This is a genomic window from Ruminococcus sp. RTP21358st1_G6_RTP21358_211008 (assembly GCF_040908885.1).
GTDB classification, from domain to species: Bacteria; Bacillota; Clostridia; order Lachnospirales; family Lachnospiraceae; genus Blautia_A; species Blautia_A faecis.
The window spans coordinates 41,272-66,064 of the sequence record NZ_JBDGDM010000023.1; the positions used below are offsets into that span (position 1 = coordinate 41,272).

General features: G+C 39.8%; 23 protein-coding genes. 20 read left to right on the plus strand and 3 right to left on the minus strand.

The window, feature by feature from the left end; translation table 11 throughout:
• The first annotated feature begins 63 nt into the window (after positions 1–63).
• The 17 genes from AB5Z12_RS10725 to AB5Z12_RS10805 all read left to right on the plus strand — a co-directional run bounded on the left by AB5Z12_RS10725 (position 64) and on the right by AB5Z12_RS10805 (position 19,608).
• Complete coding sequence (locus tag AB5Z12_RS10725) at positions 64–1,314, plus strand: sugar ABC transporter substrate-binding protein (protein WP_148463098.1); 1,251 nt, start codon at positions 64–66, stop codon at positions 1,312–1,314.
• 74 nt (positions 1,315–1,388) lie between these two features.
• Positions 1,389–2,294 (plus strand): carbohydrate ABC transporter permease, encoded by a 906-nt coding sequence (locus tag AB5Z12_RS10730; protein WP_148463097.1) that lies wholly within the window; start codon positions 1,389–1,391, stop codon positions 2,292–2,294.
• The gene (locus AB5Z12_RS10735; RefSeq protein WP_118577862.1) at positions 2,287–3,171 is read left to right on the plus strand and encodes a carbohydrate ABC transporter permease; all 885 of its coding nucleotides are present in this window, start codon (positions 2,287–2,289) and stop codon (positions 3,169–3,171) included. The genes AB5Z12_RS10730 and AB5Z12_RS10735 overlap by 8 nt, the downstream gene beginning before the upstream one ends.
• Before the next feature lie 27 nt (positions 3,172–3,198).
• The gene (locus AB5Z12_RS10740) at positions 3,199–5,670 is read left to right on the plus strand and encodes a GH116 family glycosyl-hydrolase (protein ID WP_118577863.1); all 2,472 of its coding nucleotides are present in this window, start codon (positions 3,199–3,201) and stop codon (positions 5,668–5,670) included.
• Between the two features lie 2 nt (positions 5,671–5,672).
• Positions 5,673–7,142 (plus strand): glycoside hydrolase family 32 protein, encoded by a 1,470-nt coding sequence (locus tag AB5Z12_RS10745; RefSeq protein WP_118577864.1) that lies wholly within the window; start codon positions 5,673–5,675, stop codon positions 7,140–7,142.
• Between the two features lie 68 nt (positions 7,143–7,210).
• Complete coding sequence (locus tag AB5Z12_RS10750) at positions 7,211–7,834, plus strand: sugar O-acetyltransferase (protein WP_148463096.1); 624 nt, start codon at positions 7,211–7,213, stop codon at positions 7,832–7,834.
• A gap of 116 nt (positions 7,835–7,950) precedes the next feature.
• The gene (locus tag AB5Z12_RS10755; RefSeq protein ID WP_148463095.1) at positions 7,951–8,361 is read left to right on the plus strand and encodes an MATE family efflux transporter; all 411 of its coding nucleotides are present in this window, start codon (positions 7,951–7,953) and stop codon (positions 8,359–8,361) included.
• 360 nt (positions 8,362–8,721) lie between these two features.
• Positions 8,722–8,886, plus strand: coding sequence for a hypothetical protein (locus AB5Z12_RS10760; RefSeq protein WP_368356975.1), 165 nt, complete (start codon positions 8,722–8,724; stop codon positions 8,884–8,886).
• A 266-nt stretch (positions 8,887–9,152) separates the two neighbouring features.
• On the plus strand, positions 9,153–9,452 hold the full coding sequence (locus AB5Z12_RS10765) for a response regulator (protein ID WP_148463094.1): 300 nt from the start codon (positions 9,153–9,155) through the stop codon (positions 9,450–9,452).
• Positions 9,453–9,958: 506 nt separating this feature from the next.
• Complete coding sequence (locus AB5Z12_RS10770) at positions 9,959–11,269, plus strand: ABC transporter substrate-binding protein (protein ID WP_368356974.1); 1,311 nt, start codon at positions 9,959–9,961, stop codon at positions 11,267–11,269.
• Positions 11,270–11,334: 65 nt separating this feature from the next.
• The gene (locus AB5Z12_RS10775) at positions 11,335–12,231 is read left to right on the plus strand and encodes a carbohydrate ABC transporter permease (protein ID WP_173717989.1); all 897 of its coding nucleotides are present in this window, start codon (positions 11,335–11,337) and stop codon (positions 12,229–12,231) included.
• A 3-nt stretch (positions 12,232–12,234) separates the two neighbouring features.
• A complete protein-coding gene (locus AB5Z12_RS10780) occupies positions 12,235–13,029 on the plus strand; it encodes a carbohydrate ABC transporter permease (RefSeq protein WP_256144265.1) in 795 nt (264 codons plus the stop codon).
• A gap of 56 nt (positions 13,030–13,085) precedes the next feature.
• On the plus strand, positions 13,086–14,930 hold the full coding sequence (locus AB5Z12_RS10785; RefSeq protein ID WP_368368641.1) for a sensor histidine kinase: 1,845 nt from the start codon (positions 13,086–13,088) through the stop codon (positions 14,928–14,930).
• A complete protein-coding gene (locus tag AB5Z12_RS10790) occupies positions 14,927–15,652 on the plus strand; it encodes a response regulator (protein ID WP_368356972.1) in 726 nt (241 codons plus the stop codon). The genes AB5Z12_RS10785 and AB5Z12_RS10790 overlap by 4 nt, the downstream gene beginning before the upstream one ends.
• Positions 15,653–15,672: 20 nt before the next feature.
• The gene (locus tag AB5Z12_RS10795) at positions 15,673–17,232 is read left to right on the plus strand and encodes an ADP-ribosylglycohydrolase family protein (RefSeq protein ID WP_368356971.1); all 1,560 of its coding nucleotides are present in this window, start codon (positions 15,673–15,675) and stop codon (positions 17,230–17,232) included.
• Between the two features lie 14 nt (positions 17,233–17,246).
• The gene (locus tag AB5Z12_RS10800; RefSeq protein ID WP_368356970.1) at positions 17,247–18,179 is read left to right on the plus strand and encodes a BadF/BadG/BcrA/BcrD ATPase family protein; all 933 of its coding nucleotides are present in this window, start codon (positions 17,247–17,249) and stop codon (positions 18,177–18,179) included.
• Between the two features lie 424 nt (positions 18,180–18,603).
• The gene (locus AB5Z12_RS10805) at positions 18,604–19,608 is read left to right on the plus strand and encodes a glycoside hydrolase family 172 protein (protein WP_368368642.1); all 1,005 of its coding nucleotides are present in this window, start codon (positions 18,604–18,606) and stop codon (positions 19,606–19,608) included.
• A 208-nt stretch (positions 19,609–19,816) separates the two neighbouring features.
• Here the strand turns inward: AB5Z12_RS10805 and AB5Z12_RS10810 are convergent, their stop codons facing one another.
• Both AB5Z12_RS10810 and AB5Z12_RS10815 read right to left on the minus strand, forming a co-directional pair.
• Positions 19,817–20,128, minus strand: a complete 312-nt coding sequence (locus AB5Z12_RS10810) for a DNA-binding transcriptional regulator (RefSeq protein WP_148463088.1) — start codon at positions 20,126–20,128, stop codon at positions 19,817–19,819.
• A gap of 5 nt (positions 20,129–20,133) precedes the next feature.
• Positions 20,134–20,502, minus strand: coding sequence for a type II toxin-antitoxin system RelE/ParE family toxin (locus AB5Z12_RS10815; protein ID WP_334285937.1), 369 nt, complete (start codon positions 20,500–20,502; stop codon positions 20,134–20,136).
• A gap of 365 nt (positions 20,503–20,867) precedes the next feature.
• On the opposite strand from AB5Z12_RS10815, the gene AB5Z12_RS10820 reads away from it, so the two are divergent.
• The 3 genes from AB5Z12_RS10820 (at position 20,868) to AB5Z12_RS10830 (ending at position 24,251) form a co-directional block, all read left to right on the plus strand.
• The gene (locus tag AB5Z12_RS10820; RefSeq protein ID WP_195379352.1) at positions 20,868–21,038 is read left to right on the plus strand and encodes a hypothetical protein; all 171 of its coding nucleotides are present in this window, start codon (positions 20,868–20,870) and stop codon (positions 21,036–21,038) included.
• A gap of 181 nt (positions 21,039–21,219) precedes the next feature.
• The gene (locus AB5Z12_RS10825; RefSeq protein ID WP_195391819.1) at positions 21,220–22,605 is read left to right on the plus strand and encodes an ATP-binding protein; all 1,386 of its coding nucleotides are present in this window, start codon (positions 21,220–21,222) and stop codon (positions 22,603–22,605) included.
• A 35-nt stretch (positions 22,606–22,640) separates the two neighbouring features.
• On the plus strand, positions 22,641–24,251 hold the full coding sequence (locus tag AB5Z12_RS10830; RefSeq protein ID WP_195391818.1) for an FMN-binding protein: 1,611 nt from the start codon (positions 22,641–22,643) through the stop codon (positions 24,249–24,251).
• A gap of 73 nt (positions 24,252–24,324) precedes the next feature.
• Here the strand turns inward: AB5Z12_RS10830 and AB5Z12_RS10835 are convergent, their stop codons facing one another.
• Positions 24,325–24,729, minus strand: coding sequence for a hypothetical protein (locus tag AB5Z12_RS10835; RefSeq protein ID WP_368356969.1), 405 nt, complete (start codon positions 24,727–24,729; stop codon positions 24,325–24,327).
• Positions 24,730–24,793 lie beyond the last annotated feature (64 nt).

Consider the following 24,793-nt stretch of genomic DNA (forward strand, 5'->3'; position numbering starts at 1 on the left):
AGGAAATTCTTTTTAAAACACAAATGTGGAAACCTTTCCACGTTAAGGTATGGAGGTTTTAGAATGAGAAAAATGATGAAAAAAGCGATTGCATTAAGTCTTATAGCAACAATGTCTATGTCAGCAGCTACTATTGTTCATGCAGAAGATGAAGTGACTCTTAGAGTATTAAACTGGGGAAATACTGATGAGGAAAAGATTGCAAATGATGCCATTGCTCGTTTTAATGAGGAAAATCCAAATGTAAAGGTGGAACAGACTTGTGTACCGGTTGAGTCATGGTCAGACTTTATTCAGAAATGGATTACCATGTGTACTTCAGGAGAAGCTCCGGATGTAATCAGCCTTGGTCTGGAAGCTGTTAATATGGCTGTAAGTAATGATTTACTGGTACCACTTGATGACATTATTACAGATGATGAAGAACTTACGGCTAAGAAAGATCAGTATGCACCATCTTTACTTGAAGGTTTTACTGTAAATGATTCTCTGTATGGTCTCCCGAACGGAACTCAGACAATGGTAGTTTATTATAATAAGCATATGTTTGATGATGCTGGTTTAGAGTATCCACAGGATGGATGGACATGGGATCAGTTCAGAGAAACTGCTGAGAAGCTTACCAAGGATGGTGTTTACGGATTTTGTTTCCCATGCACTTATTTCCAGCTTACACCGTGGTGGTCAACTAACAATGCAGCATTAGTTGGTGAGGATGGCGAGACACCTACTGTTAACAGTGAAGGTATTGTGGAAGCAGTAGATTTCTTAAATGGTATGTATAAAGATGGTATTTGTCCAGAACCAATCAGCTCAGACGGATACTCCATGTTTGCAAATAATCAGGTTGCTATGGTTGGTGCTGGTCGTTGGGTATTAAATACCTGGCAGGATGCAGGATTAACAAATGATGATTTTGATTGCGTTCAGTGGCCGGTAAAAGAGAAAGACGGTTCTGTATATGGAGGATCTGCATGGTGCATTGGTTCCACAACAGAGCATCAGGATCTTGCAATTGAGCTGTTAAAAGAAATGGTATCTGATGAAACATTAACAGCTGTTGCAGCAGGTGGCCAGCAGGTACCGCCAACAGAAGCATTGGCAACATCTACAGATATTATGGGAACATGCCCTGATAATATTATGGGAATCTGGAAAGCAGTTACAATTGCAGATCCAATTGCGGCTCCAAGTTATTTCGGAGATCTTGAGCAGACTTTCTTACGTGAGTTGGAGGAGGTGGTCTCTGGAGCGAAAGAACCTCAGGCAGCAATGGATGAAGCGCAGGCTCAGATTGAGAGCGCAATTCAGTAAAAGATATGGCCAGGAGGGATTTATCCTCCTGGCATACTGTAAGACCGTTTTATCCGTAAAGGAGGAAAAAATCGGTGAATAAGAAGAAAAACAGACATAAATGGGATAAAAAAGAGTTAAAAGCAGCGTATCTTTTTACACTTCCATCATTTATTGGCTTTATGTGCTTTGTACTCATTCCAATTATATGGGTAATTGTAATTTCGTTTCACAAATACAACGTGTTTACAGGTGCCAGTACTTTTGTAGGGATGGAAAATTATAAAAAAATATTTACAGATGTCAGATCTTTAACTGCTCTGAAAAATACTTTATGGTACACCATATGTTGTTCATTGGGAAATACAGCAATAGGACTTATTTTGGCTGTGCTGGTTGATAATATTCTGCCAAAAAAAATAACGGTATTTTTTAGATCTATTTATTTCTTTCCATCATTAGTGGCACTAACGTTTGTGGCAATTATCTGGCAAGCCTTTTTTCAGACGGACGCAGGGGTTATCAACTATTATCTGGGACAACTTGGAATCGCTAAAATTGGATGGTTGAATGATCAGGCTTATTCTAAACTGTCTGTTTTGATTCTGGATACCTGGAAAAACTCTGGCATGTCAATGCTTTTGATATTAGCAGGACTACAGAATGTAGACCAGGGACTTTTGGAGGCTGCCAGCATTGATGGCGCGAATGTAGTACAGCGCTTTTTTAAGATAATTATTCCAGTAGCATCACCACAGATATTTTTTGTTCTTGTTATGAATGTAACAGGCGCACTGAGAATATATGAATCTATTTATGTATTGACGAACGGAGGACCGGGAGATTCATCAAGAAGCTTGGTTATGTTGATTGCTGAAAAGGGATTTACATCGTTTGATTATGGAACAGCGTCGGCACTATCAATTATGCTTCTGATTCTTATTGGTATTGTAACAGTATTTCAATTTGTAGGAAGCAGGTGGTGGGTGCATTATGAATAAGAAAATACATTTATTTGGGAAAACAATAAAAGTAAGCCATATCCTGCTGACTATTATCATGTTTGGTATAGCATTTTTGATGATTGCACCATTTCTTTGGGTGCTTTCAGCATCATTCAGAACATATAGTGAAGCAATTTCATTACCACCTAAATGGCTGCCTCCATTTTTTACAGAAATGAGATTAGGATATTTTAAAAAATTATTTTCAAATACTATTCCGTTTTTTGTATTTATGAAGAACAGCTTAAAAATAAGTGTGATTATTACACTTGGCATGAGTCTGCATGGTGCTATTGCAGGATATGCATATGCAAAGTTTGATTTTCCAGGAAAAAATATTATGTTTGCATTGCTGATGGTTGCAATGATGGTTCCAGTTCAGGTTACGATTGTAGCACTGTACAAGATCATGACGATGCTAGGAGTGATTAATACATCCTGGGCAGTTACGCTTCCATCAATTTTCGGTGCAAGTTGTCCCGGTCTGGCAGGTGCATTTGGAGTCTTTATGATGAGACAGTTCTTTATGGGAGTTCCTAAAGAATTGAATGAAGCAGCTGCAATTGATGGCGCAGGACCAATCAGAACATTTATTTCAATTATGCTGCCAATGGCGAAATCAACATTGGCATCGTTAGCAATTATTGTGTTTACATATTCTTGGAACGATTATTTTACAACATTTATTATGATCAATGATACGGAGAAACTTACACTTCCAGTCGGAATTTTGTCAATAAAACAGCCGTTCTCAACAGGAGACAATGTAGTATTTGCAGCAGTAGTTCTTGCTATTCTGCCAGTTCTTATTGTATTTCTGATTGGACAGAAATGGATTGTCAAGAGTATGACCCATGTAGGAGTGAAAGGATAATAAATAATATAACAGGAGGCTAATGACATGAACAAAGATTTATTACATTCCAAGGTTGAGCTGTTTGAAACAGGCGGAGAGATTTCTTATCAGGGAGATGCAAACGTGGCAAAATTCCTTCTTGGTGGAATCGGAACAGGAAACATTGCAGTAGGTGCAAGAGGACAGTTATTAGATTGGGAAATTTTTAACTGGCCTGGAAAGGGACAGTTTGTACCATTCTCTTTCTTTGCAATTCGTACAAAGGAAGAGGGAGAAGAACCTGTAAGCAGAATTCTTGAATCAAAAATCAAACCCCCATTTTATAAATCCCATGGATTTCTGAATGGCGAGTTAGCAGGAATTCCAAGATTTGAAAAATCCAAAATGGTTGGAAAGCAGCCATTTGTTTATGTAGATTTGGAAGACAGTAAAGTTCCGGTAAAGGTTCGTATGGAAGCGTATACACCTTTTATTCCGCTGGATGCAGACAATTCTGGTATTCCAACAGCAATTATAAAATATAAAGTGTCTAACCCGACAAACAAACCTATTGATGTGTCTGTTGTTGGTACAATGGCGAATGTAGTTGGCTTTGATGGATATGATGTTTTCAATAATGTTAAACTGGTAGATCAGGTTGAAAATGAATATCGTGAAGAAGCTGGATTAAAAGGCTGGTATTATAAAGCAAAAAATCTTACAGAGAAAGATATGAAATTTGGTTCCATGTCAATTGCAACTACAAATGAAAGTGGAATCAGCAGAAAGAAATGGCTTCATGGTCAGTGGACAGATAACGCACAGGATTTCTGGGATGATTTTGTTGAAGATGGAAAATTAACAGAAGAAGAGGAAATTGAAGCAAAAGGATGTGACCTTCTTGCTCATTATGACTTCAGTTTCTTAAATCTGAAGGAGAGAATCAGTTCTATCTGTTGTTCTGAAACAATCAAGCCAAACGAGGAAAAAGAATTTGAATTTTTAATTTCCTGGTATTTCCCGAATCGTCCTAAGGGCTGGATTGAGTATGATGCTGATTTAGAGCGCTACAGAAATGGTGGTTATGACATTATCCGTAACTATTATGCTACTTTATTTAAGGATGCATGGGATGTAAGTAAATATGTAGTAGACAAGAAAGACTATCTTGAAGGAAAATCCAAAGATTTTGAGAATGCATTATTTAACACATCACTTCCTGCATATGTTATTGATGCAGTTGCCTCAAATATTATGTCAATGAAGAGCCATTGCTGCTTCCGTATTGAAAATGGCAATTTCCTTGGATGGGAAGGTATTCGCGATTACGTTGGATGCGGACAGGGAAATGTTAACCATGTATGGAACTATGCAACTGCTGTTGCAAATCTGTTCCCAGAACTTGAAATTACAATGCGTAATGTAGAGTTTAACGTAGAACTGGATGATGATGGATGCATGCCTTTCCGTGCAAGAAAATGTCTGGGAGAAAGCAGATGGGATATGATTCCAGCCTGCGATGGAGAATTTGGTTCTATTCTCAGAATTTACAGAGAGTGGAAATACACTGGTGATGATGAATTCCTTAAAGGCATCTGGGACAATATGATGAAAGCGCTGGAATTCTCTATTAAAGAGTGGGACACAGATGGAGACGGTGTTCTGGATGGAAAAATGCATGTCACATATGACATTGAGTTCTATGGTCCAAATACAATGACAAACACCATTTATCTGGGTGCCATCAAGGGTGTTGTAGAAATGGCAGAACATCTTGGTAAACAGGATATTGCAGATAAATATCGTGCTTTGTATGAAAAGGCTTCTGTATTAGTTGACGAGAAGTTGTTTAACGGTGAATATTATATTCAGGAACTTGAAGACGTAGACGCATATCGCTATCAGTATGGTATTGGTTGTCTTACAGATCAGCTCCTTGGTCAGTTCATGGCTCAGGCAGCAGGACTTGGCTATGTGCTTCCAAAGGCTCATGTAAAGAAGGCTTTGCAGTCTATTTATAAATATAATTTCAAGGAATGCATGGATGATGTTCCTAATGTACAGAGAACATATGCGTTGAATGACGAGGCAGGACTGGTTCTCTGCTCATGGCCGAAAGGTGGAAGACCGAGATTCCCATTTGCATATTGCGATGAGGTATGGACTGGAGTTGAATATCAGGTTGCTGTAACTATGATTAAAGAAGGTATGATTGAAGAGGCTTTTACAATTATCAAGGCTATCAGAGATCGTTATGACGGTTATAAGAGATGCCCATGGAGTGAGACAGAAGCAGGTCATCATTATATCAGACCAATGTCCAGTTATTCCCTGATTCCAACACTGGCAGGCTATAGCTGTGATATGGTAAATAAGACAATGTCATTTGCACCTGTAATTAATGAAAAGGATTATACAACATTCTGGATCAATGGAAAAGGCTGGGGAACTTATCATCAGACAATTGACGATAAGGGAGAAGTCAAGAAAGAAGTAACCGTATTATATGGAAATATTGATGATGTAAAGGTAGAATAATTATGGAGCAGGCTCTTGAAAGAGCCCTTAAAAGATCAGAAACTGAAGGGAAATGGCGGCAAAGATATCATTTTACGCCGCCGGTTTCCTGGATGAATGATCCCAATGGGCTAGTATATTATAAAGGACTTTATCATCTTTTTTACCAGTATAATCCTAAGAGCTGCAAATGGGATTCGATGCATTGGGGACATGCTGTCAGTGAGGATATGATTCACTGGAAGGATATGCCAGTTGCATTAAAGCCGGATCAAGAGTATGACTGCCATCCAGAAGGTGGCTGCTTCTCTGGAAGCGCTGTAGAGAAAGATGGTGTCTTATTCCTTTTTTACACGGCAACAACGCAAATTGACGGAGTTGTACATCAGACACAGTGCATTGCAACGTCGAAGGACGGCATGACTTTTGAAAAATACCCAAATAATCCAGTGATCAAAGAACCACCGCAGGGATTTTCCAATGATTTTCGTGATCCGAAGGTGTTTAAACACAATGGAAAATGGTATATGGTTGTTGGTGGCTGCATAGGAAGTGCTACTTTTGATGGAGATGGCCGTATTTGCCTGTATGAATCGGATGATCTTTATAATTGGAAGTACAAGGGAAATGTGCTGGAGTCCAATGGTAAACTGGGAACTATGATGGAATGTCCGGATATGTTTGAACTGAATGGAAAATGGGTAGTTACATGTTCCCCTATGAATCATCCTGATTATAATAAATCTCTTTATTGTGTAGGAACAATGGATTTTGAAAATTGTATTTACACAATTGAAAAAATGGGTAATATGGATGTGGGATTTGATTATTATGCTCCACAGTCATTTACAGACAAAGAAGGAAACAGAGTGTTGATTGCATGGCAGAATGGATGGCTGTGGATGCCCTGGTGTATAGACTGGGGTCCAACCAGTCTGGAAAATTGGAGAGGCTGTCTGAGTGTACCGCGTAAAGTACAATTGGATAGTGAAAACAACTTGTGTATGTATCCGGTAAAGGAAGTTGAATCTCTGATTTCGCAGACTGTTACCTATACAGACATGGAAATTGGTGAAAAAGCAATCAAGTTATATGATGATCCAAACAGAAGTAATCGTATAATTTTGAAATTAGATATTACTAAGATTGAATCAAGAAATCTGGAGATTTGTGTCCTTGGAAAAGAATCCAGTTATACGGCAATTCAGATTGATTTTCTGTCTAAGATTATTACTCTGGATAAGAGCTACGGAGACCACTATGAAGGTGGCAGAATGAACTGTCCATTTGAGCTGCATGATAATTATCTGGAACTTTGCATTTTGGTTGATCACAGCAGTGTTGAGGTGTATGTAAATCATGGAGAAAAGTGCATTACAACAAACGTGTATCCGGAAGAAAACCAAACAGAGTGCTGGATCCGCACACCGTATAAAAAAGCAGTAGTGGATTATGTGCAGATAGATTTTCTTACTTCATCATGGGAAGTGTAAGAAGTCTGTAAAGTTATAAGGTACTGGCTGCTTGTTTCATTCGAATAAAATATGTGGGGAATCAAAAAATGGACAACGTTTACAGAAGAGATCATGAAATGCCGTACATTGCCGATGACGCAGTTACATCACAGCAGAAAGAAACCAAAAAAGCCATCAGGGAGTATAATGAGACAATGCCTTTTGAATTGGAAAAAGGTATAGAATGTCTGGAACGTGCAGGAATCAAACATAAGGAAAATGTATATTTTGAGCCGCCGTTTTACTGCGAATACGGAAACCATATTGAAGTTGGGGAGAATTTTTATGCCAATACTCACTGTGTAATGCTGGATGTGGGAAAAATTACTATCGGAAACAACGTATTGTTTGGACCAAATGTAGGTATTTACACAGCTGGACATCCTATTCATCCGGAGAGTCGGAATTCAGCATTTGAGTATGGAATTTCTATCGCCATCGGGGATAATGTGTGGATTGGCGGAAGCTGCTGTGTCCTTCCAGGAGTAAAGATTGGAAACAACGTTGTGATTGGTGCGGGAAGCGTGGTTACAAAGGATATTCCAGACAACGTATGTGCCGCTGGAAATCCTTGCCGCGTGATTCGTGAGATTACTGATGCGGACAGGCCATATTATTTTAAAGACTGTAAATTCGATGAGGAAGCATGGACAAAAATAAATGAGAAATAAAAGAGCTCCGGTATTTACCAGAAAGCTTATAAGTCTGGTAATGCCCATAGCATTCCAACAGTTTATGCTAGCCCTTGTCAGTGCGTCTGATGCTTGGCGTAATTTCTTAGGATTCACTGTCAGCGGTATCTCTGGCAGGACAGGTTACTTTTATTCACAGCCTGCTTCTAGAAGCTATGACTATTGGTCTTTCTCTTATAGCTGTCCAGTACTGGGGCAAGGGAGATATTCTGGCAGTAGAGAGGATATTCGCCTTTGTGACGAAAGTTACAACTGTGATATCACTAATCTTTACCTTATCTGCACTGCTGCTTTCGGGAATGCTGATGAGAATTTTTACAAATGACCTGGTCTTGATCTGGAGAGGTTCCCTGTATCTTAGGGTGATTGCTGCATTTGTACTGAAACTTCCGGTGCTTGCAGTTTACTTTATCATCAGTCTGGATGAAATTGTAAAGATCCCGGTTGTGTACCTAAATTATAAGAAATATAGATGGGGGAAAGATCTGACAGTCAAAAGTGAATAAATGTATAAACAGCAGAGCGGTATATTCTGAGATTACAGGTAATATACAGCTCTGTTGTTTTATATGAAAATAAATTTCTAGGAGCGTCCTGTATACTTTAAAGAGTAAAAGGAATTGACCAAAAAGAATACCTCAAGTAAATTTAGATTATTACTGACCGGGCAGTTAGTAAAAATCTAAAGTACAAGAGGTATCTTAAATGAATGTTAAAGCAAATAAGACAAAAAAGCAAGCAAATGTAGAAAATCAGGCAGTGAAACTCATTATATAAGGGCAATCGACATCCGAGGAAGGGAATTAAGCAGAAAAGCATTTGAATTCAGTGACATGGCAGAGGGCTTTGAAGCAGCTAAAGCATGAATGCTGGAGCTTGCAGTACAGAATAGAAAAAGCCAGATTGTCCTGGGGCTTGAAACGACTGGCCACTACTGGTTTACACTGGCTGCATGGCTGATCACAGCTGGAATCTTCCTACCCTACCATGGTTTTTTCAATATTATTTACAGAAAAAGTCGTTGGCTTTAGAAGCTGGCGGCTTTTTTTGCGTAAATAGTGCAAAACCTTTCCTCTTTCTTGTTCTGAAAATAAATTCATGCTATGATAAAAATTAAAAAAGGGCTGAACATAGACAAAAAGGTTCCTTTCTCCAAATTTTGCATAACCGTAATGGAAAGTAGGAGACGTTCAAACGGACCTGTGAAGGTTGTTTTTTTGCGGGAAAATAAGGAGAATATAGAGTATGTATATTGCAATTGATGGAAGTGGAACGAAGACAGAATATTAGCTTCTGAATCGCAACAGAACTATTAGCGGAAGAAGGATGTATTGTTGAGAATGCAAATGATGGAGTTGCATGTGTTGATATGATTGAAAAGGCAGACGCTGATTATTACAAGATGATTCTTATGGATATTCAGATGCCGGTTATGAATGGTCTGGATGTAGCAGCTATCCGAAATCTGGATCGAAAAGACGCAGAGTTTGTTCCGATCATTGCCATGTCTGCAAATGCTTTTGCAGAAGATATTATCAACTGTAAGCTGGCAGGAATGAATATGCATCTGTCGAAGCTCCTGGATGAAACAAAATGATCACTGCGCTGAAGTAGTGTTTGGCAGATAACAAAATCATAAAACTGCGGGATGATTTATAGAATAAAAGGAAAGCCGTCCAGGTTTTTGTGAACATATACACAAAGCCTGGACGGCTTTTTTTTACAGTGAACACAGATTGAACGCAGATAAGCATTCCTCCGCTTCAAGTGCGCGGAGTACTAAGTGGCGAGTGAGGGGAAATCATTCTTCAATGATATCTCTGAAGGAGGTAGCCAGTACACGGGGGGAGTGCATTTTCTTTTGCTTTCTCAAGAGAAATATTCAGAAATTCCTGTAAATTCATAAAATGATTTGTGCTCTTTGCGGGATCATACCATGTGTATGCTTTGCAGAGGTTCCTCAATGGATCTGGTCAAAATATATAGGAAACTAATTTTTTGACACATTTTCATAATAAAAATGACTATCGAAACAACGGTGGAAATGATAAATTATAGTCAAATAAAACAACCGTGATTCTTAAATGAAAGGAGAATTAAAACATGAAAAAGAAAATGGTATGCATCTTAATGGCAGGCGTTATGGCCTCACTTGTACCGGCACAGATGGTCTTCGCAGAGGGCGACAGCGGAGAGAAAACAGTTGTAAAATTCCAGACCTGGAACCCTGGAGATGAGGAATATACACATGCAATGCTGGAGAAATTCGAAGAGGAGCATCCGGACATTCAGATTGATTATACTTTTATGCCGTATACAGATCATGTAGAGAAGCTGAAAGTTGATCTTTCAGCAGGAGATGCTGCAGATGTTTATGGAGTTCAGACCGGAGCAATGTATAAAGAATTCCGTGACTTCGAAGAAGATCTGACCCCATATATGGCTGAGAAATACGGTGATGACTGGACCTCTAATTTCAATGAATATGCAATGTCCCTTCTTCAGGGTGATGACGGCGAATATTACGCAGTTCCTCTGGGACTCAGCTATGCCGGATATGTATGGGCAAACATGTCTTACTTTGATAAATATAATCTGGAGCTTCCGACCAACTATGATGAACTGAAAGAAGTATGCCAGACATTCCGTGACAATGGTGAATATCCTCTGGTAATTGGAGCAAAAGATTCCTGGATCAACATTGATACCTGGATGAATATTGCAGCTGATATTAATACTGAGAAGCTGTATTCCGCAATTGAAGGCGAGACTCCATTTACAGATGAGGACCTGGTTCAGTCCTTCCAGATCTGGCAGAACTGCTTTACAGACAGTGTTTTCCAGGATGGAGCACTTGGCGTAGGAATGTATACAGATTCCACTGATATGTACCAGAAGGAAGGTTCCATTCCTATGATTCTCAATGGTTCCTGGGCACTTGGCGCTTACATGGATAGTGATGAGCAGAGCCAGGAAGTTTATAACAGTGAAGGTGCAAACCATAAGATATTCTTAATGGATTGGAATAACGATGGAAAGATTGCACCAGTGGAAGAAGCTGTTGATGTATCTCTGGCAATCAACAATCAGTCCAAGGTTAAAGATGCTGCATGGACATTTGTTGACTGGATGATTCATGAAGGCGCAGATACTCTTGTAAACGGACAGTTACAGTACATGCCGGCACGTAACGACATGGAGCTTAATGTAGAAGGTCTGAACGAGAATGGTACTGAAAATCTTGAATACTGTGTAGAGCAGGGTAAAAATAATGTAGGCGGATACAGAGAAATGGCTTATGCAGAGCTGAAAGAGACAATCAGCAATGAGCTTACAGAACTTGCTCTGGGAGATGTTACACCAGAAGAGGCAGCAGAGACGATTGAAGCAGCTTCCCAGGCACAGGAAAGATAAATTTTATTAAGTATAAAAAGGCTGCCCTCACTTTGGGCAGCCTTTTATAAAAAAGGAGGAAAATCATGGCCTCAGCTCGAAAAAGGAAAGATTGCTTTACCAGCTTTCTGTTTGTACTTCCCCTTTTGGCATTGTTTCTTGTTTTTTTTGCTTATCCTATTATTTATAACATTGTCATCAGCTTCTATGACTGGAATGGAATCAGCGTAGAAAAAGTTTTCGTAGGTTTCGCAAACTACAAAAAGCTCTGGGCTGATCCTGTAATGCAGAAAACATTTCGAAATTTTGTCATTATTGCAATAACCACTACGGTTGTTCAGTCAGCACTTGGACTTATGCTGGCATCCTTTTTCATCAGAAAGATAAAGTTTTCCGGGTTCTATAAAATCCTTTTTTATCTTCCGGCAATCTGTACCTCCACAATTGTTGGTACTGTATTTTCGAAAATTTTCGAAACAAACCGTGGTTACCTGAATGTGATCCTGCGGGCACTTCATCTGGATTTTCTCTGTCAGCAATGGCTTGCAACACCGAAGACCGCACTTGCATGTCTTTTATTTGTAAATATCTGGCAGTGGACCGGTTATAGTATGTTGATGTATTACACCAACATGCTGAACATTCCACAGGATCTTTATGAGTCAGCGACTATTGATGGTGCAGGCAGCTTTAAACAGTTTATTTACATAACTTTCCCACTTCTTCGCGGTACTCACATTACCCTGATTATTCTGGACATTCTGGGTGCGCTGAAGTTTTTCGATCTTTCTTATGTATTGACTGATGGTGGACCGGCACATGCTACTGAGACTTTTTCTACATATATATATACGAAATCATTTAGTACGTTTCAACAGGGACAGGCTTCCACCATTGTTGTATTTATGTTTTTGATTGCTATGGTGCTGACCGTTATTCAGTTGAAAATCTATTATAAAAAAGACAGGAAGGAGATGAACTAGCCGATGAAAAATTCACTATCTTATAAAATAGTTACTCAGGTTATCTGTGTGATTCTGCTGGTTATCTTAGTCTTTCCACTGTATTTGATGGTAGAAAAGTCCCTGGCAGTTAATGGACTTGGAAACTATACAAAAGTATTTGAGTATTTCAACTTGCTTCCCAATATTATTACAAGTATTATTGTGGTAGGAGGAACGCTTATTGTTGTCTCAATTGTAGTTTCCATGGCAGCATACGCATTTTCCAAACTGGAATTTCCACATAAGCAGGCTGTTTATTATCTGATTCTTACAGGTATGATGATCCCTACATCTGCATTAATCTTTCCGCTTTATCAGATCGTAAGGGGACTTCATCTGAACAATACCGGATGGTCATTGGTATTTCCATATGCTACGGCAAGTGCCTGCTTTAATCTTATGGTTCTGACCAACTACTACAATGCATTGCCGGATGAACTGATCGATGCAGCGAAAATCGATGGTGCAAATAAGTGGACTACATTTATACAGATCATGCTTCCAATTGCAAAACCAGGTCTTGTTTTTGTACTGATCCAGACCTTTTTATCTGCATGGAATGAACTTCAGATGGCGATCATTTTCATTAATGATACTTCGAAACAGCCGCTTTCTGTTGTGCCGCTTCGGTTTGCACAGACAACTTCCAGTTCCGGCTTTACTATTAATAACCTGTTTGCAGCGTGTATTATCTGTCTTTTGCCGATTGCGGTTTTCTATATCTTTGCATCCCGGCAGCTGATGGCAGGACTTACTGCAGGAGCTGTGAAGGGTTAAGCTAAAGGACGGCCTGTTTTATGAAAAAAAATTCTTCGCACAAAACGCTTAGTATTGTGAAACGTATCAGCATTACGAATATTGGAATCTTTATCATTGCCTGTATCTTAAGTATTGTGGCAACTTTAAAGCTGAATGTGGAGTACCATATTGACCGGGATGCACAGATGATGAAGGTCTATATTTCCAATACTCTAAGTTCGATTGATAATACTCTGAAAGATATGGGAAGGGTTTCGCTGATCGCGTTTTCCGATCAGACGGTGCAGGATATTCTGAAAGGTACTGATTATTCTTTTGATGAGAAAATGGAGAACGAAGAGTATCTTAAAAAACTCTATTCTTCTATGATTTCAATCAGGGATGATGTGCGGGGAATTTATATTTTTAATAATGAGGATATGGTGTTTTACAGTGATACCTGGAATCCATTTTTGGGATTTGACTGGAATGTAGAATCTTTTTTTCAGGATGTAAAGATAAATTCTGACCTTTCTACAAATATTTCGGGATGCCATATGTATGTGGGTACGCTGCCTGAGGGATTTAAGTACACACAGACTTATACAAAGAACATTTTCCAGGAGAATAATATTTATCTGGTCCGTCCCATCCGCAGTTTTTCCCCCTTTGAGGTAATCGGTTATATTGCACTGCGAACCCCTATCCTTACTTTGCAGAAAATATGCAGCAATTATCTGGAGGATAATATTTCCTATATTGTTGCTGACGAAAATAACAATATTGCATGCAGTTCCAATGAGAGGATCATCAGCCAAAATCTGAAGGATGTCTATCCAGAGCTACTGGATCATATGAATGGCGCAAAAGGATCTTTTAGTCTGACATTAAATCAGGAAAAATATCTCTGTGCGTATCAGCGTTCCGATTACAGCAACATGCTTCTGATCACTCTGAAAACATATGAATCCATTTATGATGAATTAAATATTCTGGTGATAACCTGTATTATAATCACTGCGATAAGTGCACTTGTTGTATTGTTCTGTGTATATGGTTTTACCAGGAAAAATCTGAAAAGACTTACGGATTTTTCCCTTGATATCCAGAATTTCCAGCCAGGAGATCTTACCAGGCAGTATGATGTGGGGTATATGGATGAGGTTGGCGTATTGAAGGATTCCTTTAACAAAATGATCCGCCGTCTCAATGATCTGGTTATTTCGGAATATCAGGCAAGGGATCAGCTTCAGAAGGCTGAAATTTCCGAACAGAAAATGGCTATGCTGTATCTGAAACAGCAGATCAATCCTCATTTTCTTTACAACACGCTGGATATGATCCGGTTGAAGGCGGCGATCAATAAGGATACGGAAGTATCACAGATGCTGATGAAGCTGGTCAGCTTTTACCGCTTGAGCACCAAGGTGCATGATTCTATGGTGACGGTCAGAAAAGAAGTGGATATGCTGGATGCGTATATGAGTCTGATGTGTTATCGGTACCCTGAGATCAGGTATCACTCGGATATTATGCCGGAAGCAATGGATATGGAAATTCCTAATTTTATTTTGCAGCCATTGCTAGAAAACAGTCTGATGCATGGTTTGAAGGACAGACGGTATCAGGGCTCGGTTACGCTGAGAATCTGTGTAAATGAACAGGATAACAGCGAATTGGATATCTGGCTTTCTGATGATGGAATCGGAATTCCGGATGACAAAATGGAAGAATTAAATGCGTATAATGCAAAAGACAGTGAAGCTCTTTACCGGGTGCAGACCCAAAGTCAGGGAGACCGCACACATCTGGGCGTGATCAATGTGATCAGCAGACTGAAGCTTTATTATCAGGAAAATGCAGAGGTCATTTATATGCGAAATAAAACCGGAGGAACTACTGTAAAAATAAAAATTAAGACAGCGAGTGAAAAGACATGAATCATTGCAGAGTACTTTTAGCGGATGACGAGGCTGCTATTCTGGAAGGCTATAAATTGCTTTTTGATTGGGAAAAATATCAGTGTGAGATTGCAGGGACGGCTATGGATGGTCAGGAGGCAGTGGAGAAAGCGCGTGAACTGAAGCCGGATATTGTGATCATGGATATCAATCTTCCCAAGCTGAATGGCCTGGAGGCAATACGCGCTATTCAGGATACGGCTCCGGGGGATCATCCGATTTATATGATCGTGGTTACCGGATATGATGAGTTTTCCTATTGTCAGGAGGCTTTAAGGCTTCGTGTCTCGGACTTTCTTCTGAAACCTATTGATTTCGATGTTTTTGGTGAAGTGATAGAGGGTGTTGTGAAAAAGGTAATGGAGAATCCTAACCGTCAGGTGGTTCTGTCAGATACCCTGAAAAAGATTGTGGACTATGTAAATGAAAATCTTTCTGATGAAGATATGCGGCTTACATTGCTTGCAGAAAATATGAATATGAATCCGAATTACATCAGCCAGTTGTTTAAAAAAGAGCTGGGATGTGGATATCATGCATACCTGAACCAGGTTCGTGTGGAAAAGGCGAAAAAATATCTGAGACAGACCAACGAACCGATTACTGTTGTAGCAGAATTAGTGGGGTTCAGTGATTATCGTATTTTTACGAAAATATTTAAGGGGATTGTGGGAGTTACTCCCTCGCAGTTCCGAAAATAAAATATATGGGAGGTAAGATTATGGTTTTAAAATTAAACGAGTTCCGTGACAAGCTGGCAGGATGCTGGGCTGGAAAAAATGTAGGCGGTGTTCTTGGTGCACCTTTTGAGTGTAAGAGAATGGTTCCTGATGTGGATTTCTATATCCAGGATCTTTCCATGGGACCACCTGCAAATGATGATCTGGATCTTCAGATCGTATGGCTGGCAGCTGTGGAGCGCTATGGAAGAAACGTGAATGCCTCCATTCTTGGCGATTACTGGCTTTCCTATGTGATCCCAAACTGGGTTGAGTACGGAACCGGAAAAGCAAATCTGAAAGCCGGAATTGTTCCGCCTATGTGTGGTGATGTGGACAATACTTATAAGAACAGTAATGGCTGCTGGATCCGTTCTGAACTTTGGGCGTGTCTGGCACCGGGACATCCGGAAATTGCAACCAGATATGCATTTGAGGATGCAATTGTCGATCATGCAAACGAGGGAATGTATGGTGAAATTTTCACAGCTGCGCTTCAGAGTGCTGCGTTTGCAGAAAGTGACCGTGAGAAACTGATTGATATCGGACTTTCCTATATTCCGGAGGACTGCGCTGTTGCAAGAGCAATCCGTAAAACCGTAGAATGCTATCATAATGGCATTGATTATCTGGAAGCAAGAAAAATTGTGCACAATACTGCGCCGGGAACCTTTGGTATCCAGGAATATAAGCTGAGTGAGATTCCAAAGGAAAACAATGAGGGAATGGAGATTGGAGAGCCTGGCTTTGATGCACCAGAAAACGTTGCCTTTGTAGTACTTGGTCTTCTTTACGGAGAAGGTGATTTCGGAAAGAGTCTTATTATCGCCAATAACTGTGGTGAAGATACAGACTGTACCTGCGCAACTCTTGGCGCGCTTCTGGGTATTATTTATGGTGCTTCCGGACTTCCGGAGAAATGGACAAAACCACTTGATGACAAAATTGTAACCATGTGTATTGATAAAACAAGTCATGGAATCTGGGTTCCAGATACGGCGACAGAATTGGCAGAGCGTATTCTTCGTGTAGTTCCGGGCTTCCTGGGACAGGATCTCTGCGATGCTTTTGCAGAGGGCGGAATGACTATTGAATGCCTGGAAAAAGAGGCTCTGTTCTGCAATAAGACAACAGGTTATCTGCCATTGATCAATGGAAACGGAAAATCAGAGGAATTGCCGATCCGTGATTTGTGCGCTCTTTCTTCCTATGTGGCAAGATATCAGTTCCCGGCATTCAGTGTTATGGTGGATTATGAGAATTCTGTTTTCTTTACACCAGGCGAGAACAGAAAGTTTAAGATTAAGGTTGTAAATTCTAATACCATGAGAGAGCAGCAGTGGGTAAAAATCAAGCTGTATCTTCCAGAAGGAGTTATTGCTGTGGGTGCATCTACAGCAGAGCTGCCATTGAATAACCTGTATCTTTCCTGTGCAGAAAAAGAATTTGAAATCAATACAGAGGGCTTTAGTGACAGCCGGCTGGAGCTGATCGTGGATGTTTCCCTTACAGGAAGACATTCAAACGGACCTGTGAAGGTTGTGTTATTTGCGGGAAAATAAGGAGAATATAGAGTATGTATATTGCAATTGACGGAGGTGGAACGAAGACGGAATATCTGCTTCTGGATAAGCATTTCCAGGTAGTGGATCACTACCTGGGCGGTTGTCTGAACCATGATCTTCTGGGAAATGGGTGGGCAGATGTTTCGTTGGCTTTAAAAGCTTCCATAGATGTTTTGCTGGAGCGTAATGGTCTGACTGTTTCGGATATTGAGGCAGCAGCGGCTGGTATTTCCGGGCTGGATACTGCCAGGGATCAGCAGCAGGCTGATGCGTGTTTCTCTTTAGCTGGCATTTCCCGTTTTCTTGCAATTAATGATGGCTATCTCCCCATTGCAGCCGAGAACCCGGCTGCGTGGGGAGTTTCTCTTAATTGCGGAACGGGAATGTGCTGTGCGGCAATTGATCCTTCAGGTAACCGGATCAAACTGGCCGGAATGGATGAATGGTCAGGGGACGCAGGGGGCGGAAACTGGATTGTGATGCAAATGTATCGCAAGGTTTACGAAAACCTGATTTTAAAGGATGTTAGTACACCGTTTGTAATGGAATATATGAAAGTGATGAATCTTGGCAGTAAGGTCGATTTTATAAATTCATGGTCAGATTTGAAAGACAGGGAGAATACAGAATGTAAGGTTCTGCATCGTAAGATCATCTGGCTTTTTTTTGAACTTCTCGAGCGTTCTAATCCAGAGGCGCAGGCGCTTGCAGATCAGATGATAAAGTGCGCGGCATACTCCATCGATGCCGCAGTTCGGGAACTTCATTTTTTGGGTGAGAAAATTCCGGTATATCTTTCCGGCTCCATTTTGACCAAGGCTGTTTCCTCGGGGTATCTGTCGATGTTGAAGGAAGCTCTTTCCTGTATCTGTCAGGGGAAACTGGAGGTGCATATGTGCACGAAAAGACCTGTGGAGGGGGCAGTGCAGTTGCTGAAGGGATAAGAAAAAGGACAATAATATTATTATCCCAACACATTTGATTATCTCCCAAAAAGATGCTATTATTGGGAGAAAGTAAAGAAGTTTGGGAGAATGGAGTTGGAAATATATTATGAAGTTTTGCAAAATGCTGATCAAAACTGACAAGAATAGTATTAGCTGAAAAAACTGGTTGATGAGGGTGCTATGATTATACAGCAGGACATACTGGCGTTTTTGTGGAATATGGGGGAAGTTCAGATTGATGAATTTGAAGTCTTTGAGGGAAAAGAACAAAATAAAATAGAAAAACCATAGCACAGAGTGAGAATATTACAGACAGGAGCAAATGATGAATATATTTCAAAATATTTTACCATATGGCGTATTTGGAAAATCGAGAGCAATTAATGCAGAAAATCCCACAGGCGAAAAGGGAAAAGGAGGAATGGCTTCCAGTAATCTTGGAAAGGGAAGAAAGGGAAGTCCATGTCTTAAAAACATAGAACCTGGAAGTACTACTGTGCTTGCGGATATTTCAGGATGTGGAGTAATTAATCACATTTGGATTACTGTGGATAATAAAACAACTGATGGAGATTGCTTTGTACTGAGGGATCTTATTTTGCGCATGTCTTGGGACGATGCCAAAAGTCCGGCAGTAGAAGTACCATTGGGTGATTTTTTTTGCTGTGGGTTCGGAAAAGAATGTTATATTAATTCCTACCCAATAGTAGTTGCACCATCAAGAGGCTTGAATTCTTATTTTTCAATGCCATTTAGGAAAAAAGCCAGAATTGAGCTGGTTAGTCAACATAAAAATGTAATCCCTGCGTTTTTCTATCAGATTGATTACTGTCTTTATGATACATTGCCAGATACCATGTTATATTTTTTCGCAAAATGGAACAGAGAATCTGTAACTGTTAAAAAGAAAGATTATACGATTTTGGATAATGTATATGGAAAGGGAATTTATGTAGGAACCTATCTGGCACTACAGACATTGGAAAGATATTGGTGGGGAGAAGGAGAAGTAAAATTTTATTTGGATGGTGATGAGGAATATCCTACCATCTGTGGAACTGGAATGGAAGACTATGTAGGAGGATCCTGGAGCTTTGCAAAAGAGAACCAGGAAAAAATGACAGAGCAGACGTATTCGACTCCATTTCTGGGATATCCTTATTATTCTAATCATGATGATTTAACAGTTCATCCGTATCATAATGATGACTGTCCACCAATGCGTGGAATGTATAGATTTCATATTCCGGATCCGATTTATTTCCAGCAGAATATTAAAGTAACGGTTCAGCAGATTGGAATGTCTCATAATGGGTTATTTGAACGTCAGGATGATGTTTCAAGTGTAGCTTACTGGTATCAGGAAGACAGGGAGATGTCAAAATATTGTCCATTGCCGCCGAAGGAAGAAAGATGGCCGAGGTAGAATAATTATGGAACAAGCTCTTGACAGAGCCCTCAAAAGATCAGAAATTAAAGAGTATAAGTTTTAAATTCAGAGGTGCATATGTGCACGAAAAGACCTATGGAGGGGGCAGTGCAGTTGCTGAAAGGGTGTATATTATTATCTACGGTCTAAAGCCAGCGCCTTAAGGCGCTGGCTTAGCATTCAAGGCTCGTAGGGCGACTAAAAATTATTTTACCACTACATAATTGGTTCTCTCCGGATTATCAGAAGCTAATACTTCCAATAAACGGAATGCCGGACCGGAAGGATGCGTTCGTCCTCCCTCCCAGGCCTCGACTGTTTTCTTGGATACGCCCATATATGCAGCAAAAACACTTTGCGTCATTCCTGCTTTCATTCTGATGTTCCGGATTTCTGCACTGGAATATTCCTTTACAGGTGCAATCGTATAAGTCTTAATACGTGCAGTGCCCTGACCTTTTTCATATGCAATTGCTTCTTGCAAGCCTTGCTTTAAATCATCAAATAATGTACTCATAAAAATCAACTCCTATTTTTGGCAGCCTCATTTTTTAAAGATTTTACCAATTTTCTAAGCACATTTTTTTCTTCTGTAGAAAGATTTTCCTGCTCCTTTTTTTCAAACGCTGTAATAAGATAAAGCATTTCATATTCTGCAAAATCTGTATAACAGACACGTACACTTCCGCTTTTTCCTTTATTTTCAAGAGGAAAACGAACTTTACGGATTCCACCAGTCCCTTCCATAACAGGACCGGATTCAGGGTCTTTTAATAACATGATTTGCAAAGAATGCAAATCATTATCATCAAGCCCAATTTCCTTCCAGCGTTTGGTAAAAAGTGGAACTTCAATAAAAGTTCTCGTCATTAGTATCCACCTTTCTATCATTTCTACTATTATATTACGCCCTATTTTATAGGGTGTCAACTTAAAATCTACTGAGTAATACGCTGATGATGGTACGGGTGATTTAGGCGAATGTTATTTATTCCGATATGAGGCTTTTTATCTTTGTAAATATCAGAGCTATCATCAATATCAAAAGGTACAGAAATATGATTGTGATGGAAGATGTTTTTTGCTTTAGAGCAAAGAGGAATGGCAGAAATTGCATTTTATATATAGCATATATGAAAATATTACAGTATACTTATTATATACAAAATTGATGCTGATGCGAGAAAGCTTATAGATGCTGAATTAACAGTCTGCTCAAATTGAGATTGTTTATTCTTTTAAATGGAGAATGCCCTATGTGTCCTATGGAACCAGATATTCTGATCACGGATGCGATTCGTTATAATCACAATGCCAGATACTCTTTTATGACAATTGATGATTTTATTGACATGGGGCTTAGATCATCAGATGAGAAAAAGTATTATATTGAAAACCTGTGCGTCGCATTCTCGTTACTTCAGTGATGAGTAGGGCAATTTACCTGGATGTAGAAGACATGGAAACCGGGGAACATATTTTCTGAAAATAATATGAAAAATTGATTGAAAAATATCACAGAATAAAATATACTACTTATGAGTATGCTACTCGTGAGTAGTATATTTTGTTTGAGTTGCTTATGATTTAACAACGAGGAGGCTGCTTATGATAGGGAGATTAGACGAGCTAAATCAATTAGAGCGATTTTATAATAGTTCCAAATTTGAATTTTTGACAATGTATGGAAGACGTAGAATTGGCAAAACAACTATATTAAGAGAATTTGCAGGCAGGCATAAAGCCCTGTTTTTTTCTGCACAGGAGAAGAATGATTCTTTGAATCTTCTGGACTTTTCCAAGATGGTGCAAACATTTTTCGAAGGCTCTTTTATATCTTCTTTTCAAAATTGGGAAGCTGCATTTGAATATATTACAGGAAAAATTTCAGACAAAAAATTAGTATTGATTATTGATGAGTTTCCTTTTCTGGCAGAACCGAATCCTTCAATTAAGAGTATTTTGCAGCATACGATCGACCATGTCTGGAAAGGAAAAAACATTTTTCTTATATTATGTGGATCCAGTGTTAGTTTTATGCTAAATGACGTTATGGGATATAAAAGTCCGTTATATGGCAGAATTACTGGAAATATGGAAGTAAAGCCTTTCGATTATTTGGAGAGTGCGGAATTTTTCCCAAATTATAGTAAAACAGAGAAAGCAATTGCTTATGGAATTCTGGGCGGTGTTCCAAGATATCTGGAGGCGTTTTCCTCTGAGATTTCACTGGAGGAAAATATAAAAAATAATCTGCTTATGGAAGGGGCCTTTTTGAATGATGAACCCCAGACACTTTTGAGGATTGAATTAAGAGAGCCTTCAGTATACAATTCCATTTTAGAGGCGATTTCTAATGGATGTAATAAGGTTTGTGAGATTGCAGACCGAATCCATGAAGAGAAAAGCAAGTGCAGCAAATACATGCTTACATTGCAGACCTTGCGACTGATTGAGAAGTGTGTTCCCTGTACCGAGCCAGAAACAAGTAAAAAAGGGATTTATGAGATAACAGATAATTATTATAAGTTCTGGTATCGATTCCTTTTTACAAATCAGAATTATTATTCCATGTTAGGTTTGGAGCTTTCCTGTGAAGAGATTCTGGAAAATGTGAATGATTATATGGGACCTGTTTTCGAAAAAATATGTGAACAATATCTGATTCGAGCTGCGCGTGCGAAGAAACTTCCGTTCATTCCATATAAAATGGGAAAATGGTGGGGGAATAATCCATTGATAAAAGCGCAGGATGATGTTGATATACTTGCGTTTGATAAAACGGGAAAGAAAGTGTTGCTCTGTGAATGTAAGTTTCGAAATAAACCAATGCCTATGGAAGAGTATGATGACCTGGTTATGGCTGCAGAAATGTTTAAAAATGCAGAGGAAAAGTATCTTATGTTTTTTAGCAAATCTGGTTTCACAGAGTCAGTAAAGGAAAGGGCGGCGCGAGAAAATGCGGTGCTGCTTACAATCGAAGACTTGTATTAGAGTCTTTTTCAGACTCGCTCTAAGGAGTATAAAGAATGAACAGAAAAAACTTTCTGAAAAATAAGAAAATCAACTGGATCAAAGTGGTTATCCAGATATTGTCCTTTGCTTTAATTCCGGGCTTATTTGAAGGGGAATTCGCAGCTGTGGGAAATATTGTTTCCTGCATATATAAGGGAAATATTTCCTGGGAAAGTGTGAAGTATTCCGTATGGATGCTGGTGGCAACTGTGCCGGCAACAGTACTTGTGGGAAGGTTTTTCTGCGGATTTTTCTGCAGCTTTGGGGCAGTGCAGGATTTGCTATGGCTTGGATCACATAGATTGCGGGCATTATTTCCGGGAAAAAGAAATCTGAAAAAGGCTGACCGGATATTCAGATTTGCCAAGTATGCAGTGCTTTTTTACTTTATAATATTCGTATGGAGTGGCGTAACAGCTGTGAAAACAACCGGCCCGTGGCAGGTGTTTGGGCAGTATGTTTCATTTGGTCACTGGCCGGGACTGAAGCCTTTGCTTTCTGTTGGAGGAATTCTGCTTCTTGTGATCTTTATCGGCTCACTGTTTGTGCAAAGATTTTTCTGCAGATATTTTTGCCCTATGGGAGCAATTTATTCACTGATTTCACGGGCGTCTTTCCTGAAAATTGATAAGCCGCGGGAAGGGTGCGGAAAGTGTCGTTTATGTACCTCGAAATGCCCCATGGGAATGGATCTTACGAAGAAAGACAGGATTGCCGGAGGAGAATGTATCAACTGTCAGAAGTGTGTAAGCTGGTGTCCGAAAGGGAATGCGCGCTTTAGAAGCAGATATGGAGTGCTGATCGGAGTGGGCGTTACCTGTGTTACCATCATGGTGTCACAGCTCCTTATAGCAGGAAATCTGGCTAGAGAGAAAACGGCAGAAAATGATGCTGGAGGTAACTTTCAAAATGGTATTTACACAGGAACCGGTGAGGGCTACAGAGGCAAGGTGACGGTTACGGTAAAGGTTGCCGATGGGAAGATAACGGAGCTTGTACTGGATGATTATGCAGATGATAAGTCTTATATGGAGAGAGCGGAAAACAGGATTTTCCAGGAGATGATCAGCAGGCAGAATACAGATGTAGATACAGTTTCCGGAGCGACTTACAGCAGTAACGGCTTGATTGAAGCTGTGAATAAAGCACTGGGAAATGAGGAAGGTGAAGGGAAGAAACCCGAACAGGAAGAATCTGAAGATAAGCAATCCTTTATAGAGGCTGGACGTTTTCAGGATCTGACAGATGGCATTTATACCGGCTCGGCCGATGCATTTCGAGGCGATGTGGAGGTTCAGGTTACAGTTGAAAAACAGAAGGTAACAGATATTTCCATTCTTTCCTATTGTGATACAGAGGAATACTTTTTCAGGGCAGCACCAGCTGTAATCGAACAGATGAAGGCTGAGCAGAGTCTGAATGTAGACGCGGTAAGTGGAGCAACCTACAGTAGCAATGGGATTATTCATGCAGTTGCAAATGCACTGGAGATTCCGGAGGATCAGTATGCACCAAGACCTGGCAGGAATCTGACTGCAAAGAAAAAGAACCATGGGCATATTGTGAAGCATGAGATAACAAGTCAGGAAGAGTATGAGGAAAAAGTAGAGAAATATTCAAAGTGATATGGTCATCCCCCAAAATAAAAGCTTCTGAATCAGATACAGGACTGAAAAATCCTGTATCTGTCAGAAGCTTTTATTTTTGGTTTGTATCCATATTATTCTCTGTCATAGACAGATATTTATATGTTGGCAGAAAGTTAGTGCTTTTTGCCTGTTTATAGTATTGCATAAAAATACGTTCCATAATATTGGGAATCTGAGCTTCAACCGGCTGAAATAGGATGATCAGATACTGCATGGAACTATATCTGGTACAGATATCCACACGCCGGATGGTGTTTTGGATAGCCTGTTCCATATGGGAAAGTGTCTGCTCAATTTCCTCAATATGAGCGGGAGTGTCCGAAGTGGCTTCCAGTGTGAGCATTACCAGATAGCAGCGGCTTCCGCTTCGGATAATGAGCTGTTGCATATATTCATACTGTCTGGAAAAATCCCGGTAATTCAGTTCAAGAGCACCTGCATAGCTCAACATCATAAACTTAAGATTAGATATTACACATTTATATTATCCTGCTAAAAACTCATTTCAAAAGGGCAGA

What these genes read in the sequence shown, in the direction of transcription:
- AB5Z12_RS10725 (WP_148463098.1), top strand. Translation starts at nt 64, where the DNA reads ATGAGAAAAATGATGAAAAAAGCGATTGCATTAAGTCTTATAGCAACA.
- AB5Z12_RS10735 (WP_118577862.1), top strand. Translation starts at nt 2,287, where the DNA reads ATGAATAAGAAAATACATTTATTTGGGAAAACAATAAAAGTAAGCCAT.
- AB5Z12_RS10740 (WP_118577863.1), top strand. Translation starts at nt 3,199, where the DNA reads ATGAACAAAGATTTATTACATTCCAAGGTTGAGCTGTTTGAAACAGGC.
- AB5Z12_RS10745 (WP_118577864.1), top strand. Translation starts at nt 5,673, where the DNA reads ATGGAGCAGGCTCTTGAAAGAGCCCTTAAAAGATCAGAAACTGAAGGG.
- AB5Z12_RS10750 (WP_148463096.1), top strand. Translation starts at nt 7,211, where the DNA reads ATGGACAACGTTTACAGAAGAGATCATGAAATGCCGTACATTGCCGAT.
- AB5Z12_RS10760 (WP_368356975.1), top strand. Translation starts at nt 8,722, where the DNA reads ATGCTGGAGCTTGCAGTACAGAATAGAAAAAGCCAGATTGTCCTGGGG.
- AB5Z12_RS10770 (WP_368356974.1), top strand. Translation starts at nt 9,959, where the DNA reads ATGAAAAAGAAAATGGTATGCATCTTAATGGCAGGCGTTATGGCCTCA.
- AB5Z12_RS10775 (WP_173717989.1), top strand. Translation starts at nt 11,335, where the DNA reads ATGGCCTCAGCTCGAAAAAGGAAAGATTGCTTTACCAGCTTTCTGTTT.
- AB5Z12_RS10780 (WP_256144265.1), top strand. Translation starts at nt 12,235, where the DNA reads ATGAAAAATTCACTATCTTATAAAATAGTTACTCAGGTTATCTGTGTG.
- AB5Z12_RS10790 (WP_368356972.1), top strand. Translation starts at nt 14,927, where the DNA reads ATGAATCATTGCAGAGTACTTTTAGCGGATGACGAGGCTGCTATTCTG.
- AB5Z12_RS10795 (WP_368356971.1), top strand. Translation starts at nt 15,673, where the DNA reads ATGGTTTTAAAATTAAACGAGTTCCGTGACAAGCTGGCAGGATGCTGG.
- AB5Z12_RS10800 (WP_368356970.1), top strand. Translation starts at nt 17,247, where the DNA reads ATGTATATTGCAATTGACGGAGGTGGAACGAAGACGGAATATCTGCTT.
- AB5Z12_RS10805 (WP_368368642.1), top strand. Translation starts at nt 18,604, where the DNA reads ATGGCTTCCAGTAATCTTGGAAAGGGAAGAAAGGGAAGTCCATGTCTT.
- AB5Z12_RS10810 (WP_148463088.1), bottom strand. Translation starts at nt 20,128, where the DNA reads ATGAGTACATTATTTGATGATTTAAAGCAAGGCTTGCAAGAAGCAATT.
- AB5Z12_RS10815 (WP_334285937.1), bottom strand. Translation starts at nt 20,502, where the DNA reads ATGATAGAAAGGTGGATACTAATGACGAGAACTTTTATTGAAGTTCCA.
- AB5Z12_RS10820 (WP_195379352.1), top strand. Translation starts at nt 20,868, where the DNA reads ATGTGTCCTATGGAACCAGATATTCTGATCACGGATGCGATTCGTTAT.
- AB5Z12_RS10825 (WP_195391819.1), top strand. Translation starts at nt 21,220, where the DNA reads ATGATAGGGAGATTAGACGAGCTAAATCAATTAGAGCGATTTTATAAT.
- AB5Z12_RS10830 (WP_195391818.1), top strand. Translation starts at nt 22,641, where the DNA reads ATGAACAGAAAAAACTTTCTGAAAAATAAGAAAATCAACTGGATCAAA.
- AB5Z12_RS10835 (WP_368356969.1), bottom strand. Translation starts at nt 24,729, where the DNA reads ATGATGTTGAGCTATGCAGGTGCTCTTGAACTGAATTACCGGGATTTT.